At 60.9% G+C, this 15,633-nt stretch carries 17 protein-coding genes; 2 read left to right on the top strand and 15 right to left on the bottom strand.

Features of this window, described 5'->3' with window-relative positions; genetic code table 11:
* Positions 1-3: 3 nt before the first annotated feature.
* The 12 genes from ACP7E3_RS16565 to ACP7E3_RS16510 form a co-directional block, all read right to left on the bottom strand.
* A complete protein-coding gene (locus ACP7E3_RS16565) occupies positions 4-1,413 on the bottom strand; it encodes a circularly permuted type 2 ATP-grasp protein (RefSeq protein ID WP_046382394.1) in 1,410 nt (469 codons plus the stop codon).
* Between the two features lie 447 nt (positions 1,414-1,860).
* Positions 1,861-2,202 (bottom strand): ribonuclease E inhibitor RraB, encoded by a 342-nt coding sequence (locus ACP7E3_RS16560; RefSeq protein ID WP_003193463.1) that lies wholly within the window; start codon positions 2,200-2,202, stop codon positions 1,861-1,863.
* 213 nt (positions 2,203-2,415) lie between these two features.
* On the bottom strand, positions 2,416-2,652 hold the full coding sequence (locus ACP7E3_RS16555) for a hypothetical protein (RefSeq protein WP_046382393.1): 237 nt from the start codon (positions 2,650-2,652) through the stop codon (positions 2,416-2,418).
* A 103-nt stretch (positions 2,653-2,755) separates the two neighbouring features.
* Entirely contained in the window at positions 2,756-3,361 is a 606-nt protein-coding gene (locus tag ACP7E3_RS16550) for an START domain-containing protein (protein WP_057003791.1), read from the bottom strand.
* A 40-nt stretch (positions 3,362-3,401) separates the two neighbouring features.
* Positions 3,402-3,656 (bottom strand): YkgJ family cysteine cluster protein, encoded by a 255-nt coding sequence (locus ACP7E3_RS16545; RefSeq protein ID WP_017848513.1) that lies wholly within the window; start codon positions 3,654-3,656, stop codon positions 3,402-3,404.
* 162 nt (positions 3,657-3,818) lie between these two features.
* Positions 3,819-4,310, bottom strand: coding sequence for a hypothetical protein (locus tag ACP7E3_RS16540; RefSeq protein ID WP_057003790.1), 492 nt, complete (start codon positions 4,308-4,310; stop codon positions 3,819-3,821).
* 104 nt (positions 4,311-4,414) lie between these two features.
* Positions 4,415-5,854, bottom strand: coding sequence for a PLP-dependent aminotransferase family protein (locus tag ACP7E3_RS16535; RefSeq protein WP_017848515.1), 1,440 nt, complete (start codon positions 5,852-5,854; stop codon positions 4,415-4,417).
* 205 nt (positions 5,855-6,059) lie between these two features.
* Complete coding sequence (locus ACP7E3_RS16530; protein ID WP_426123741.1) at positions 6,060-6,875, bottom strand: OmpA family protein; 816 nt, start codon at positions 6,873-6,875, stop codon at positions 6,060-6,062.
* Entirely contained in the window at positions 6,872-7,234 is a 363-nt protein-coding gene (locus ACP7E3_RS16525; protein WP_026140217.1) for a DUF4398 domain-containing protein, read from the bottom strand. The genes ACP7E3_RS16530 and ACP7E3_RS16525 overlap by 4 nt, the downstream gene beginning before the upstream one ends.
* Before the next feature lie 9 nt (positions 7,235-7,243).
* Positions 7,244-8,062: a substrate-binding periplasmic protein gene (locus tag ACP7E3_RS16520; protein WP_046382389.1), complete on the bottom strand. Its 819-nt coding sequence runs from the start codon at positions 8,060-8,062 to the stop codon at positions 7,244-7,246.
* 67 nt (positions 8,063-8,129) lie between these two features.
* Positions 8,130-9,059 carry an electron transfer flavoprotein subunit alpha/FixB family protein gene (locus ACP7E3_RS16515; protein WP_017848519.1) on the bottom strand — a complete coding sequence of 310 codons (930 nt, stop codon included), beginning with the start codon at positions 9,057-9,059 and terminating at the stop codon, positions 8,130-8,132.
* A 2-nt stretch (positions 9,060-9,061) separates the two neighbouring features.
* Positions 9,062-9,811: an electron transfer flavoprotein subunit beta/FixA family protein gene (locus tag ACP7E3_RS16510; RefSeq protein WP_017848520.1), complete on the bottom strand. Its 750-nt coding sequence runs from the start codon at positions 9,809-9,811 to the stop codon at positions 9,062-9,064.
* Between the two features lie 530 nt (positions 9,812-10,341).
* Here ACP7E3_RS16510 and ACP7E3_RS16505 point away from each other — a divergent pair.
* The gene (locus tag ACP7E3_RS16505; protein ID WP_017848521.1) at positions 10,342-12,006 is read left to right on the top strand and encodes an electron transfer flavoprotein-ubiquinone oxidoreductase; all 1,665 of its coding nucleotides are present in this window, start codon (positions 10,342-10,344) and stop codon (positions 12,004-12,006) included.
* 180 nt (positions 12,007-12,186) lie between these two features.
* On the opposite strand, the gene ACP7E3_RS16500 is transcribed toward ACP7E3_RS16505, so the two are convergent.
* On the bottom strand, positions 12,187-13,080 hold the full coding sequence (locus tag ACP7E3_RS16500) for an AraC family transcriptional regulator (protein WP_046382388.1): 894 nt from the start codon (positions 13,078-13,080) through the stop codon (positions 12,187-12,189).
* A gap of 181 nt (positions 13,081-13,261) precedes the next feature.
* On the opposite strand from ACP7E3_RS16500, the gene ACP7E3_RS16495 reads away from it, so the two are divergent.
* On the top strand, positions 13,262-14,314 hold the full coding sequence (locus tag ACP7E3_RS16495; protein WP_201021447.1) for an NAD(P)-dependent alcohol dehydrogenase: 1,053 nt from the start codon (positions 13,262-13,264) through the stop codon (positions 14,312-14,314).
* On the opposite strand, the gene ACP7E3_RS16490 is transcribed toward ACP7E3_RS16495, so the two are convergent.
* Positions 14,315-15,118 (bottom strand): IclR family transcriptional regulator, encoded by an 804-nt coding sequence (locus tag ACP7E3_RS16490; RefSeq protein WP_046489321.1) that lies wholly within the window; start codon positions 15,116-15,118, stop codon positions 14,315-14,317. It abuts the gene before it with no gap.
* 188 nt (positions 15,119-15,306) lie between these two features.
* A partial coding sequence (locus ACP7E3_RS16485; RefSeq protein ID WP_426123737.1) for an ABC transporter permease subunit occupies positions 15,307-15,633 on the bottom strand: 327 nt, incomplete at its 5' end.

The following is a 15,633-nucleotide window of genomic DNA, read 5'->3' as shown; positions in this document are numbered from 1 at the left end:
GCATCAGTCCTCAACCACCCAAGTGTCTTTGGTGCCGCCGCCCTGGGACGAGTTGACCACCAGTGAACCTTCGCGCAGGGCCACGCGGGTCAGGCCGCCGGGCACCACGCGGGTTTCCTTGCCGGACAACACGAACGGGCGCAGGTCGATATGGCGCGGGGCGATACCGTTTTCGACGAAGGTCGGGCAGGTGGATAAACACAGGGTCGGCTGTGCGATATAGGCGTGGGGCTTGGCCTTGATACGCGCGCGGAAGGCTTCGATTTCCGCCGCCGTGGAAGCCGGACCGACGAGCATGCCGTAGCCGCCGGAGCCTTGGGTTTCCTTGACCACCAGGTGCGGCAGGTTAGCCAGTACGTGGGACAGTTCGTCGGGCTTACGGCATTGGAAGGTCGGAACGTTCTTCAAGATCGGTTCTTCATCCAGGTAAAAACGGATCATCTCGGTGACAAAGGGGTACACCGACTTGTCATCCGCCACCCCGGTGCCGATCGCGTTGGCCAACACCACATTGCCCGAACGATAGGCGGCAAGCAGGCCGGGGACGCCGAGCATGGAGTCCGGGTTGAAGGCCAGCGGGTCGAGAAACGCATCGTCGAGGCGGCGATAGATCACGTCCACGGCCTTGGGGCCGTCGGTGGTACGCATGAAAACGCGGTCATCGCGCACGAACAGGTCGGCGCCCTCCACCAGTTCCACGCCCATTTCCCGGGCGAGGAAAGCATGCTCAAAGAACGCACTGTTGAAACGCCCGGGGGTCAACACCACCACGCTGGGGTTATCCAGGGGGCTGGCGCTTTTCAGGGTGTCGAGCAGCAAGTTGGGGTAGTGGTCGATCGGTGCGATACGCTGGGCCGCGAACAGTTCGGGGAACAAGCGCATCATCATCTTGCGGTCTTCGAGCATGTAGCTGACGCCGCTGGGCGTGCGTAGGTTGTCCTCCAGCACGTAGTAAGTGCCGTCACCATCACGCACGAGATCGACACCGGAGATGTGGGAATACAGATCGCGGTGCAGATTCAAGCCCTGCATAGCCAACTGATACTGCTCGTTGGCCAGCACCTGTTCGGCGGGAATGATCCCGGCCTTGATGATGCGTTGTTCATGGTAGAGGTCGGCGAGAAACATGTTCAGCGCCTTGACCCGCTGAATGCAGCCACGTTCGACAATCCGCCATTCACTGGCGGGAATGCTGCGCGGGATGGTGTCGAAGGGAATCAGGCGCTCGGTGCCCTGCTCATCCCCGTAGAGGGTGAAGGTGATCCCGGCGCGGTGAAACAGCAAATCGGCTTCACGCCGGCGCTGGGCCAGCAGTTCAGCGGGGGTTTCGGCCAACCAGCGGGCGAACTCGCGGTAATGAGGGCGAACCTGCCCTGCCCCATCGTACATTTCGTCGTAATAAGTGCGGATCATGCCGTACTCCTTGTCACCCGGACGCAAGAATCATCGCAAGGCCCGTGCCAGCGGCATAAACACTTAAAAATCAGTGAGTTAAATAATAGCGGGGAGTTAAGTGCACCATCCTGGTGCGCGGAATGCCCGGTGTCTTGTCGCGCGCTTCATCACAATGCGGGCTTTGACTATCAACAGCATAGCCAGTGTTGATTTCACTGCCCGCCCCCCGGTGCGGATAATCACCGTCATCTGCTGAACAGGACTCGTCCTACAGCCTTACCCATCGAGCAATCGGTACCGTGTGATCTCGTGTATCGACCGACTCCTCCGGTCTTCCCTTTCGACCACCCCACTCGGGTGGTTTTTTTTGCCTGGAAATACCGCGCGAGTTGCGTCTGATTTCAGACGCCACAAACAAAATCGGCCGACCCAAAGGTCAGCCGATACGCTGTGTTTCTCATACTGCTACATGGGTAACCCACGCACCTCCTGCTTGACGCCCCATCCTTCGATGATCCCGCCCAGCGGCTCGACCACCGCTTCAAAGTCTTGCTCGAAGTCTCCTATGCCGTCGTAGGTTGCAAACATGATCTTGCTCAGTTCCAGGTACCAGGCGCCATCGTCGCGCGCGCTGACCTGGGCATTCAGGGATTCGCCACGAAACCGACCCGCAGCCCTGCGCGCCCGTTCCTCGTCCGGGAAAATGGCGTAGAACTCGATGGGGTGGAACCGTGAAAAATCGAAGCCGCCTTCTTTCATGCGGCGCAGAACGTTGGTGCTGATGTCTTCTTGATAGGCTGTGCTCATGAAACGTCCTCCTCAAACCGATGGATAGACTTTCCGTGCTTCCCGAAGCCCACGCCTTACTGGCGCGGGTACTACGGCAATGACATCACCGCTGGAAAACAAGCATGTAGCTGACAAGACCAGACCTTAGCGATTCATTCGCTGATCTCACTTGCAGAGTAGCGCGAAGCTATCACCTCCACCAGAGGCGCTTGAATGGCAGACAGGGAATGTTCAGACGACGGGAGAGATGTCGAGGATCTGGATACTGTTCTGGTCTTTGAGGATCTTGACCGTCGGTTCGGGTTTACGGCCTTCCAGGTCATTGAGGTCCAGTTCGGCGGCCACCGGCACCAGCTTGTCGCGAATCAAGTGTGCCGCATCTTCGAGGCTGGGCTTGCGCTCGCAGGTGAACTGCTCCACGGACTGCACGCCGTGATCATCAACGAAGGTAATCTGCCACTTTTGCATCGGTGCCTCCTCGATAAAGCCCGCGTGTGGGCTTACCTCTATCTGGACCTTGAGGGCTCGCTAAACGTTCCACTCAAGGTCGCAGGCACCGGGTCTACCGCGCTTACTTCTCGGCGCGTTCCCTGAGGGCTTTCAAGGTGTTGAACGGGGCGTCCACCACGAACTTGTTGGCCAACCACGAAGGCACGCTGCCGCCTGGCTCGGTGTGTACCTGGTAGGTCACTTCGGTTTCGTTGGCGCCTTTAGGCACCAGTTTCCAGTAGCCGTCGACCTGGGCCACGCGCACATAACCCTTCACTTCCGGCTGATAGGTCGGCACTTCCAGCAGCGCGCGGGTCACGCTGCCGTCGGCGGCCTTGGACGTGGTGATTTCCAGGATCGAATCGCGGTCGGTCACTGGGAACGGGGCCTTGAATTGGGTGTAGGTCCAGCTCTTGACGCCCTCCTGCTTGAGCAGTTTTTGCGACTTGCAGTCATGAATCCAGGCGCAGGCACCGACCGCATCTTCCTGCAAGGCCTCGATCTTGGCCACGGGGGCCTTGATCACTGTCACACCGCGATACGCCTTGTACTTGGAACCGGCGACTTCGCTCAGCGACACCTTGATCCCGTCTTCATCCTTGGCGACTTGCCAATCCTCAGCCTGAGCAGTGGCAGCAAACAACACCGTAAAACCGCACAACACAGCCATTCGTTTCAGCGAACCCATTGTTGTATTCCTTATTGTTGAAGTTCCGATAGTAAAGCCATCAAGCCGCCGTCATCTGCTCCCACCAGCCGATCAACCTGATCGCATCGGCCTGGTCGGTGCCGCAGACCTCGATATCCGCCTTGAAATCACTGCACACCGCCGGCCGTTCCGGTTGTCCGAACAGCAGGCATAACTGTTCGACCGACAGGTGCAGGCAGCGTTCGCCCGCGGGTTTGCCGTGGGGCATTCCCGGCAGCGGTGAACTGATGGAGGGGGCGATGCAGCAAGCGCCACAGCCTTCACGGCATTTCATGAGCAACAGGTCCTCGACGGCTCAATAGGGACGGCCGGGCTAGAGTACGCCCTTAAACAGCCGTTTTAAAATGGTCTAACAGGGGTTTTTCGCAGAAAATAAAAGTGACTGACCAGTCTGCGACAGATGGTCGGGTGTCGACGTCACCTTCGTCGGAAAAGTTTATTGTTTGAATTCGAAATCCAGCGCCGCGCCTTCCACCTCACGCCGTTCTTCGTTGCGCAGTTGCAGCTTCATCTCATTGCTGAGCAGGCGACCGTTGATCTGGAACGCACTGTTGTCAGCCGGCTTTTCACCAAACATCGGCGGCAACAACGGTACGTTTTTTGGCGCGGGCATGCTGCCGATGGGCTGCAGATGCCTGACCATGTCGGAAGGCAGGGACAAGTCCAACTGTGCCGGTGGCAAGTGGGTCTGGGCCACTTCGCGGGCGGACTTGGACTTGCTCGCAATCGGCGCGCGTTTTTTTGCCGACGCGTTTTTTTTGTTGGTCGCCGGGGCTTTTTTCGCCGGGGTCGGTTTTTTTGCGGGGGTTGTGTGCTCGGTACTCGCGGTCGGTGCGGGGTCCGCCACAGGCGTCGCCGCCAGCGTGACGCCGACGTGACTCAGGCTGAACAGGCTAATCACTAAAACAGCGCGAAAAATAGAAGTCATATTGCCAACAGCTTTAACGGCAGAAGGCCATATGCTCGCTTGTTGAGGGCAGCATGACAAGCGCGGTGATTGGCCAGCTATCAGAACTGGCTGCTTGGCGAGCCTCACAAGCCGGCCGCTGTCTCCAGGCATAACTGACTGGCGAGCATCCCCAAAGTCATCAGCGCCCGCTCTGCCTCGCGATTCCACGGCGTGCCGCAGTTCAGACGAATACAGTGGTTGAACTGTTCCGTATTACTGAAGATCAACCCCGGTGCGATGCTGATGCCCTGCTGCAATGCACGCACGTGCAGTTCCTGGGTATTGACCCGCCCCGGCAAACTGACCCACAGGATAAAACCGCCGGTCGGACGGGTCATCTGGGTGCCTTCGGGAAAATACTGCTGAACCGCCAGTTGGAACGCGCTGAGGTTCTTGCGGTACTCCTGGCGGATGTAACGCAGGTGCCGATCGTAACCGCCGTTCTCCAGGTACGCGGCGACACCCATCTGGGTGACGCTGCACGCCGAATGGGTGCTGAACATCTGCAAACGCTGGATTTCCTGCTGGTACTTGCCGGCGATCATCCAGCCGATACGCACGCCGGGTGACAAGGTTTTGGAAAAGCTCGAGCAATAAATCACGCGGTCGAGGCGATCGTAGGCTTTCAGGGCTTTGGTGCGCCCCAGTTCGAACATCAGTTCGCCGTAGATATCGTCTTCGACAATCTGGATATCGAAATCCGAGGCCAGGCGCAGCAAGTGTTTCTGGCGCTCCTCGGGCATGGTGCCGCCCAACGGGTTGCTCAGGCGCGTGGTCAGCACCAGGGCTTTGATCGACCACTGGTTAGCGGCCAATTGCAGGGCTTCCAGGCTCATGCCGGTGGCGGGGTCGCTGGGGATCTCGATGACCTTGAGGCCCAGCAGATCCGCCAATTGCAGCAAGCCGTAATAGGTCGGCGACTCGGCGGCGATCAGGTCGCCCGGCCGCGTCAGCACCCGCAACGACATCTGCAGGGCATCGACGCAGCCGTGGGTGATCACCACTTCGGAGGGGTCCACCACCACGCCGGCATCGCGCATGCGGATCGCCACCTGGCGGCGCAACGGCTCGAAGCCAGGGCTGAACATGTAGCTGAACGCCCGCGGGCTCTGGAAGCGCGTGACCTTGGCCAACTGCTGGTGCAGTGCGCGTACCGGCAAGTAATCCACACTCGGCACGGCCGCGCCCAGCGGGAATACGCCTTCGCGACGCGACTCCACCAACACTTGCTGAATGATGCTGCTGCGCGTCACCAACCCCGGGCGCTCGACCCGGGCGATATCCGGCGTCGGCGCCGTCAGCGCCGGTGTCTGGTGTACGTAATACCCGGACTGCGGCCGTGCGCGAATCAAGCCCTGATCTTCCAGGTTGGCGTAAGCCTGCAACACCGTGGCATGGCTGACGTTGAGCTGGGAGCTCATCTTGCGCACCGAAGGCACGCGCTCGCCCGGTTGATAGACACCGCGCCGGATATCCTCAGCCAGTTGCTGGGCGATACGTTGGTAAAGCAACAGATTGGTCATGACGCAGCACTCGATTTCACGGCTATTTTATTTTTGTGTGAAACATACCGGCACAGTTTAGAAGTGTACGGGGACAGTTGCCACAATAGTCGAGCGCGAGCGGCAGTGATAGAAAAAACTGTAAGGGTGGCCTGAGGCGTTTCGGGTACCCCGAAAAAAATGTGGGAGGGGGCGCCCCCTCCCACATTTTGCTTGCGCCAGGTTCCTAGCGGGCGGCGCCCAACTGGCCCTTCGCGTCGGAGAACACGATCTCTACCCGGCGGTTCTGCGCGCGGCCGCGCTCGGAAGCATTGGCCTCCACCGGGTACTGGTCGCCATAGCCTTCGACCTGGATGCGCTTTTCGTCGATCCCCAGGTCCACCAGCACATCCGCCACCGATTGCGCGCGGTCGCGGGACAGTTGGAGGTTTTCCTGCTCGCCGCCGGTGCTGTCGGTGTAACCCTCGATACGCACGATGCGCTTGGGGTTCAGTTGCAGGAACTGGACGATTTTCAGCACGGTGCGGTTGGCCGAGTTTTTCAGTTCGGCTTCACCGGTGTCGAACAACACGTCGCCCAGGGTCATCACCAGGCCGCGATCGGTCTGGGTGGTGGCCAGGCTGGCGATCTGTTCCTCGAGCCATTTGCCCTGCTGCTGCACGCTGATCAGCTTGCTCTCGCGCAGGGCCAGTTGCAGGCGCTGGCGTTCCAGTTCGAGTTTGGTGCCGCGTTCCTGATTGAGCGCCTGCTCGGTGTGTTCGCGGGCGATCACGCTGTAGCGCTGGCTGAGGTAGGCGTAATGCACCACGTCGGCACCGCTGCCCCAATAGCTGGATAAGCGATCGGCACGGGCCAGGGACTCTCCGGCGCGGATCACGTCCTTGGGCGCGAAGCGCAGCACGTTGGCGTCTTCCTTGACCTTCTGGAAGTCGCTGCCCGCCTGTTGCAGGGCCTGCTCGCCATTCGGGTGGCTGGCGCAACCGCCCAGGGCCGCGCTGCCCAGCAGCACGACGCAACTCAAGCCACGGATCATCGGGCTCATTGGGCTTCTCCCAGCTGCAATTGCTTGCGCAGGCGGGTGATACGGGTATTGAGCACGTTCAGTTGTTCCTGACTCTTGCGGGTCAACACTTGGGCTTCGGCGAGACGCGCATCCAGCTCGGCCTGTTCGGCCTGCATGCGCGCGTTCTTGTAGGACTGGTCGGCCATATCAGCCTGAGCCTGGGCGAATTTGCCTTCAGCCAGTTTCAGTTCGGACGATTCATCGGAGTTGGCACCCACGGCGTTGGCTTGTTCCAACGCTTGCTGGGTGAGGCGTATTTGTTCATTCGGCGCAGGATCGGCTGCACATCCCGCCAGAGCAACGACGGCGAGGGCCGCTAAAAAAGGTCGAAAAATCACTGAAAATCCCTACTTTGTTGGGGTGCCGACGGGTTGTTGCAATTGCGCTTTCCAGCGCTCCAGATTGCGCTGCAGCGCAGCTTGCGCCACACCAGACCCGGACAATTCTGTCATCTTTTTCGCCAGCTGTCCGCGCAGCCAGGGGTCATTGCACGCGGAGTTGTGGGAAATCGCCAGGTACAAGCCAGGCTGATCGACGGGCACGTCGCGGGCGAACAGGTCATTGCTCATGCCCAGGGTCTCGGCCATGGCCATGCCGGAGTAACGCCCGGCGAGTACGTAGTCCACTTCCCCCAGCAGCAGTTTCTGAAACGCCGGAGTCAAGGTGGGCAGGCGTTGCAGGGTCAATTGCTGGGCGGCGAAGGTTTCAAAGTCGTGGCTCAACCGCGCCCGTTCCGACACCGCGCCCTGATGGCCGTGCAGGTCGGCGGCCGTGGCATAGGCCAGCGCCGAGTCCTTGCGGGTCCAGACCAGATAGTCGATCTGCACCAGCGCCGGGTGGAGGTAGTCGAGGGTTTCCAGCTCGCCGATATTCAACGGCGCATCGGCCAGCAGATCCATGCGCCCGCTGCGCACTTCGTCCAAGGCCTGGGAACGCTTGCCGCCATAGAGCAGGTCGATTTTCAGCCCAAGGTCCTGGGCCACTTGCTGCAACATGTCGGCGGTGGCGCCGATCAAGTGCGTGGGGTCCTGGGGATCGCGCCAGAGCAAAGGCGGAGCGTCCGGGCTGCCGGTAGCCACCAGGCGCTCGCATTTGCCGGCCGCCAGCGACAGGGTCGGCAGCAACAGTGTGAAACCCAGCAGTGTGGCCCAGGGGCGCAATTCCATGGCGAGGTGCTCCGATAATAAAAAGCCCGGTCAAAAGACCGGGCTCTTTATAAGTGAAGCGACTGGATTAGACCAGCTTCTCCAATTCAGGTACGGCTTCGAACAAGTCCGCCACCAGGCCGTAATCAGCCACCTGGAAGATCGGTGCTTCTTCGTCCTTGTTGATCGCTACGATCACCTTGGAGTCTTTCATGCCGGCCAAATGCTGGATCGCGCCGGAGATACCGACGGCGATGTACAGCTGTGGCGCAACGATCTTGCCGGTCTGGCCGACCTGCATGTCGTTGGGCACGAAACCTGCGTCGACCGCAGCGCGGGAAGCGCCGACGGCAGCGCCCAGCTTGTCGGCCAGGGCGTACAGGTGCTTGAAGTTGTCGCCGTTCTGCATGCCACGCCCGCCGGAAACGACGATCTTGGCAGCGGTCAGCTCAGGACGATCCGACTTGGCCAGCTCTTCGCCGACGAAGCTGGAAATGCCCGCGTCATGGGCCGCGGAGACGGCTTCAACGGCGGCCGAACCGCCTTCGGCGGCAACCGGGTCGAAACCGGTGGCGCGCACGGTGATGACCTTGACCGCGGCGGTCGATTGCACGGTGGCAATGGCGTTGCCGGCGTAGATCGGGCGCTTGAAGGTGTCGGCGCTTTCGACCGAGATGATCTCGGAGATCTGGTCAACGTCCAGTTGCGCGGCAACCCGCGGCAGGATGTTTTTGCCGTTGGAGGTGGCAGCAGCCAGGATGTGGCTGTAGCCAGCACCCAGCTCGGCGACCAGAGGCGCGACGTTTTCCGGCAGTTGGTGAGCGTAAGCGGCGTTGTCGGCCAGCAGTACTTTGCTCACGCCAGCGACTTTCGCCGCGGCTTCAGCCACGGCGCCAGCGCCCTGACCCGCAACCAGCACGTGGATGTCACCACCGATTTTCGCCGCGGCGGCCACGGTGTTCAGGGTGGCCGGAGCCAGTACCTTGTTGTCGTGTTCAGCGATTACCAAGATAGTCATGATTAGATTACCTTCGCTTCGTTTTTCAGTTTCTCGACCAGTTCAGCCACCGACTTGACCTTGATGCCCGCGCTGCGTGCAGCCGGCGCTTCGACTTTGACGGTCTTGTTGGTAGAGGCGGTGGAAACGCCCAAAGCATCCGGAGTCAGCACTTCGAGAGGCTTCTTCTTGGCTTTCATGATGTTTGGCAGAGACGCGTAGCGCGGCTCGTTCAAACGCAGGTCGGTGGTGACGATGGCCGGCAGTTTCAACGAAACCGTCTGCGCGCCGCCGTCGATTTCGCGGGTCACGGCAACGCTGTCGCCGCTCACTTCGACTTTCGAGGCGAAGGTGCCCTGGCCGTAACCGGTCAGTGCAGCCAGCATCTGGCCAGTCTGGTTGTTGTCGCTGTCGATGGCCTGTTTGCCGAGGATCACCAGCGATGGCTGTTCCTTGTCGACAACGGCTTTGAGCAACTTGGCCACGGCCAGGGAGGTCAGTTCTTCAGCGGACTCGACCAGGATGGCGCGATCGGCGCCCAGGGCCAGAGCGGTACGCAGCTGCTCTTGAGCAGTGGTCGGGCCGATGGTAACCACGACGATTTCAGTCGCCACGCCTTTCTCTTTCAGGCGCACGGCTTCTTCCACGGCGATTTCGCAGAAAGGGTTCATCGACATCTTGACGTTAGCGAGGTCGACGCCGGAATTGTCCGCCTTGACGCGAACTTTCACGTTGTAATCGACAACGCGTTTGACAGCTACAAGAACCTTCATGGATTCCTCGTTACTCTCCGGTGAAAAGAAAGTCGCCTAGGCGAACCTGGCGGTTGATGCTCATCGGCACACAAGGGCACCTTCAAAACCTTCGGCAAGTGACGCAGCGATGGAGAGTGATGACCGTTCGTCAGTGGTGACTGGGAGGTCATTCATGATCGCGACGTGTAAACTGCGCGCCAGCATTGGGCACGCGTCACTCTTTTTCGCCTTCGCCTGTCTTTAAAGGTGCTCTTGAAACCTACAGTCAGCCTACGGCGAGCGCAAAACCGACCGTATCTTGACCGGAACGCCTATTCTGGTCAATACGGCAAAATGGCCAGTCATAAGCCCCGTTGCTTTGATTTACCTAGCTTCCAAGCAATTCAAACAAACGTTTGTATTGGACGCTGAGAGTGGTGTAGATATAATGCGCCACCTAGAGAGAAAGGTGGTCATCCGCCTGCCCAGTGAACGCAGCGATGACGCTTACGACACCCAACCTCCACCCATTAGAAAAAAAGCCTGTGAGCCTGAGTAGGAGATAGCCTGTGGAACGCGAATACATGGAATTCGACGTGGTCATCGTCGGCGCTGGCCCGGCGGGCCTGTCTGCCGCCTGCCGACTGAAGCAGAAGGCCGCCGAAGCCGGTAAGGAAATCAGCGTCTGCGTGGTCGAGAAAGGCTCCGAGGTCGGCGCACATATCCTTTCCGGTGCCGTGTTCGAACCACGCGCCCTGAACGAACTGTTCCCGGACTGGAAAGAACTCGGCGCTCCGCTCAACACCCCGGTGGTGCGCGATGACATCTATGTGCTGCGCAGCGCCGACACCTCGACCAAGGTGCCTGACTTCTTTGTGCCCAAGACCATGCACAACGAAGGCAACTACATTATCTCCCTGGGCAACCTGTGCCGCTGGCTGGCTCAGCAGGCCGAGAACCTCGGCGTGGAAGTCTACCCAGGCTTCGCCGCGCAGGAAGCGCTGTTCGACGAAAACGGCGTGGTGCGCGGGATCATCACCGGCGACCTCGGCGTCGACCGCGAAGGCAAGCCGAAGGAAGGCGTCTACACCCCCGGCATGGAACTGCGCGGCAAGTACACGCTGTTCGCCGAAGGCTGCCGTGGCCATATCGGCAAGCAACTGATCCAGCGCTTCAAGCTGGACAGCGACGCCGACGCCCAGCACTACGGCATCGGCCTGAAGGAAATCTGGGAAATCGACCCGGCCAAGCATCAACCCGGCCTGGTGGTCCACACCGCCGGTTGGCCGCTGGACATCATGAGCAACGAGAACACCGGTGGCTCGTTCCTCTATCACCTGGAAAACAACCAGGTGGTGGTCGGCCTGATCGTCGACCTGTCCTACAGCAACACTTTCCTGTCGCCGTTCGATGAGTTCCAGCGCCTCAAGCATCACCCGGTGCTGGCCCAGTATCTGGAAGGTGGCAAGCGCGTCAGCTACGGCGCGCGCGCGCTGGCCAAGGGCGGCATCAACTCGTTGCCGAAGATGGTGTTCAAGGGCGGCGCATTGATCGGCTGTGACCTGGGCACCATGAACGTGGCCAAGATCAAAGGCAGCCACACCGCGATGAAGTCCGGCATGCTCGCCGCCGACGCCGTGGCCGAGCGCCTGTTGGCCGACGCCGAAGGCGGTGACGAGCTGACCAACTACGTCGACGCGTTCAAAGCCAGCTGGCTCTACGAAGAACTGTTCGCCACCCGTAACTTCGGCCCGGCGATGCACAAGTTCGGCCCGATCATCGGTGCCGGCTTCAACTGGTTCGACCAGAACATCCTCGGCGGCAAAATGCCGTTCACCCTGCACGACACCAAGCCGGACTACGCCTGCCTCAAGCTGGCCAAGGACTGCCAGAAGATCGACTACCCCAAGCCCGACGGCAAGCTGAGCTTCGACAAACTGAGCTCGGTGTTCATCTCCGGCACCAACCACGAAGAAGAACAGCCGTGCCACTTGAAACTCAAAGACCCGAGCATCCCGATCGGCACCAACCTGCCGCTCTACGATGAACCGGCGCAGCGCTACTGCCCGGCCGGTGTGTATGAAGTGGTGACCAAGGAAGACGGCGAGAAGCGCTTCCAGATCAACGCCCAGAACTGCGTACACTGCAAGACCTGTGACATCAAAGACCCTTCGCAGAACATCACCTGGGTCACGCCGGAAGGCGCGGGTGGGCCGACTTACCCGAATATGTAAAAGGGTTGCATGACCCAGGAGGCTCCCAGATCGGGAGCCTTTTTTGTGGCTGGCATCAACTCAATGTGGGAGGGGGCTTGCCCCCGATAGCGGTGGAACAGTCAGCACATCGATGGCTGACCCACCGTCATCGGGGGCAAGCCCCCTCCCACATTTTTAATCCCGTTGAGCCAGGGAGAATCAGGCAGCGCGCTCTTCGCCCGGGTTGCGCTCGAAGTAGCGCTTATATTCGCGGCTGAACTGCGACGTACTCTGATACCCCACCCGATGCGCCGCCTGTGCCACGCCCATGCCTTCCACCAGCAACAACTGCTGCGCCTTGAGCAAACGCAAACGCTTCAGATACTGCACCGGCGACAACAAGGTGCAGCGCTTGAAGTGTTCATGAAAAGTCGACGCACTCATGTGCGCGTAACCTGCCAACGTCTCGATATTCAGCGGCTCGGCGTAATGAGCATGCAGGTGATTCAACGAGGTGGCGATCCGCGAGAACTGCCCCTGCTGTTCCACCAACGCCCGCAACACATCGGCCTGGGGCCCGCGCAAGGCGGTGAAGAGTAATTCGCGCACACGCGCCGGGCCCATGATCCGGCTTTCCAACGGATCGTGCAGGCATTGCAACAGGCGCTCGACGCAACCGCGCATGGCGTCATCCAGCACCACCGAACTCATCGACTCCAAGGTCTGCGCCGTCGGCGGCGGCCCGGCCTGCATGCCCATGGCCATCACCAATTCGCCCAGTACCACCCGATCAATCCCCACCGTCACCCCCAGCAGCGGTGCGCCGGGCGCCAGGGCGAACGTCTCGCACTCGAACGGCACCGGCATCGCCTGGATCAGGTAGTGCCCCGCGCCGTACTCCAGGGTACGCGGGCCCAGGTACGCGACTTTGCTGCCCTGGGCGACGAACATCAGGCTCGGCTCATAGATCTGCGGCCCGCGTGCGACGTCGCAACTGGCGCGCAGCACCTGCACGCCCGGCAGGTGGGTCGGGGAGAAACCGTCGCAGGGCGTCAGCCTCTCGATCAAGGAAACCAGGGTGGCGTTGGCGTCGAGATGGCGGGTCAACAACATGGCAAAAAACTTCGCGAATAAGGGATGAGAGCATCATCGCAGGTCTGGCGCGCCGTGCATCCAAACCAGGCGTACTGCCGGACGAATAGGCATGAGACTCGGAGCAATCGCCATGGCCGCCTCCGGGGTCGGCGCGGAAAATGGCCCACCTCACTTGTCACTGCTTCTGCGAGGTTCACTCATGTACACCGCTATCGGTTATGCCGCCCAGTCGGCCACCACTCCCCTCGCCCCCATGTCGTTTGAACGCCGCAGCCCGCGCGCCGATGACGTGGCGATCGAAATTCTGTACTGCGGCGTCTGCCACTCTGACATCCACCAGGCCCGCAACGAATGGGGCATCGCCGTGTACCCGCTGATGCCGGGCCATGAGATTGTCGGCAAAGTCACCGCCGTCGGCGCCAGCGTCACCGCGCATAAGGTCGGTGATCTGGTCGGCGTCGGCTGCATGGTCGACTCGTGCCGCCATTGCGACGCCTGCCAAGCGGACCTGGAGCAATACTGCCTCGAAGGCCCGACCATGACCTACGCCACCCCGGACCGTGTGGACGGCAGCAACACCATGGGCGGCTACTCCGACAGCATCGTGGTCAGCGAACACTTTGTGGTGAAGATCCCGGCCAAGCTCGACCTGGCCAGCGCCGCACCGCTCCTCTGCGCCGGCATCACCACCTACTCGCCGCTCAAGCACTACGGTGTGAAGGCCGGCGATAAAGTCGGGATTCTCGGCATGGGTGGCCTGGGCCATATGGGCATCAAGTTCGCCAAGGCGATGGGCGCCGAAGTCACGCTGTTCACCCGCTCCGCGAGCAAGGCCGAGGAAGGCCGCCGCCAGGGCGCGGATCATGTGATCGTGTCCACCGACGCCACGCAAATGCAAGCCGCCGCCGGGCACTTCGACTTCCTGCTGGACACCATCCCGGTGCAGCACGACCTGAACCCCTACCTCGATGTGCTGCGCTTTGACGGCGTGCATATCCTTGTTGGCCTGATCGAGCCGGTGGACCCGCCCGTCAACGCCGCCAAGTTGGTGCTGGGGCGTAAAATGCTCGCCGGTTCGCTGATCGGCGGCATCGCAGAAACCCAGGAAGTCCTGGATTTCTGCGCCGAGCATGGCATCACCTGCGACATCGAAATGCTCGACATTCGTCAGATCAACGAGGCGTTCACGCGCATGATCGCCGGCGATGTGAAGTACCGCTTTGTCATCGACATGGCGACCTTGAAGGCCTGATCAGGCCTTCGCGCCCAACTCCGCAGACAGCCGCGCCGCAACCTGTTTGATCACAGGAATCAGCTCGGCCATTTTCTCCAGCGGCATGTAGGGCACAGTACTGGCGATGCTGATGCCGGCGACGATTCGCCGGCTGGCATCGCGCACCGGTGCCGCCACGCAGCGGATCGACGGTTCGTTGTCTTCCAGGTCGAACGCATACCCGCCCAGCACATACTCATGCATGCGCTGCTCGAACTGCGCCCAGGATTGCTCGGGGTGTTGCGGCCACTGCAGGTGTTTCCCTGCCGCCGGCTGGCTGACTTCGTACAGGCGCTGCCACTCTTCGACGCTGTCATCCAACAGCAACGCCTTGCCGATGCCGGTCCGCGCCAGCGGCATGCGGTGGCCGACCCGCGAGCGCATTTCCGGACCGTTGCGCCCGGGGTTCTTGTGCAGGTAGAGCACGTCGTCGTCTTCGCGAATCGCCAGGTGGATGGTGTCACCGGTCAGCGCCGACAACTCATCCAGGTACGGCACCGCCAGGGTCACCAACGGCAACTCTTCGCGCGCCTGAAACCCCAGCTCGATCAGCTTCGGCCCCAGCAGGTAACCGACTTGCGGCACCACGCGCAGGTAGCGCTCCTCCACCAGGCAACTGGCCAGGCGGTGCGTGGTGCTGCGGGTGGTGCCGATGCGCCGGGCGATCTCTTTCAGATCCCGCGCACCAGCCGCCACCGCCTGCACCACGCCCAAGCCACGCAGCAAGGTCTGGGTGCCAGTGGGGGCGGCGTCTTTGACGGGGGTGTGGGCGGTTTCCTGCATATCGGGCCTATGTGGTGGTACGAAAACGAGCGGCATTATGGCAAATACCGAACCTCAATACAGTTGAGATCCAAATGTGGGAGGGGGCTGGCCCTCGATAGCGGTGTGCCAGTCTGCACATCTGTTACTGATAGACCGCCATCGGGGGCAAGCCCCCTCCCACACTTAGACCTTCACATGGCATGAATTCAGCGCTGCTTCATGCGGTCGATAATAACCGCCAGCAGCAGGATCGAGCCGCGGATCACGTACTGGTAGAAGGTGTCGATGTTCTTCAGGTTCATCGCATTCTCGATGATCGCCAGGATCAGCACCCCGGCGATCACATGGCGGATCATGCCGATGCCACCGCTGAGCGATACCCCGCCCAGCACGCAGGCGGAAATCACCGTCAGTTCGAAGCCCTGGCCGATCATCGGCTGGCCCGAGGTCATGCGTGACGCGAGGATCACCCCGGCCAACGCACCGATCAGGCCATGCACGGCAAAGATCAGGATCTTCGTGCGGTCCACGTT

The organism is Pseudomonas sp. PSPC2-3, assembly GCF_049898265.1.
Classification (GTDB): Bacteria; Pseudomonadota; Gammaproteobacteria; order Pseudomonadales; family Pseudomonadaceae; genus Aquipseudomonas; species Aquipseudomonas veronii.
The sequence above is the reverse complement of the archived record's forward strand: the minus strand, read 5'-3'. Positions and strand labels throughout refer to the sequence as shown.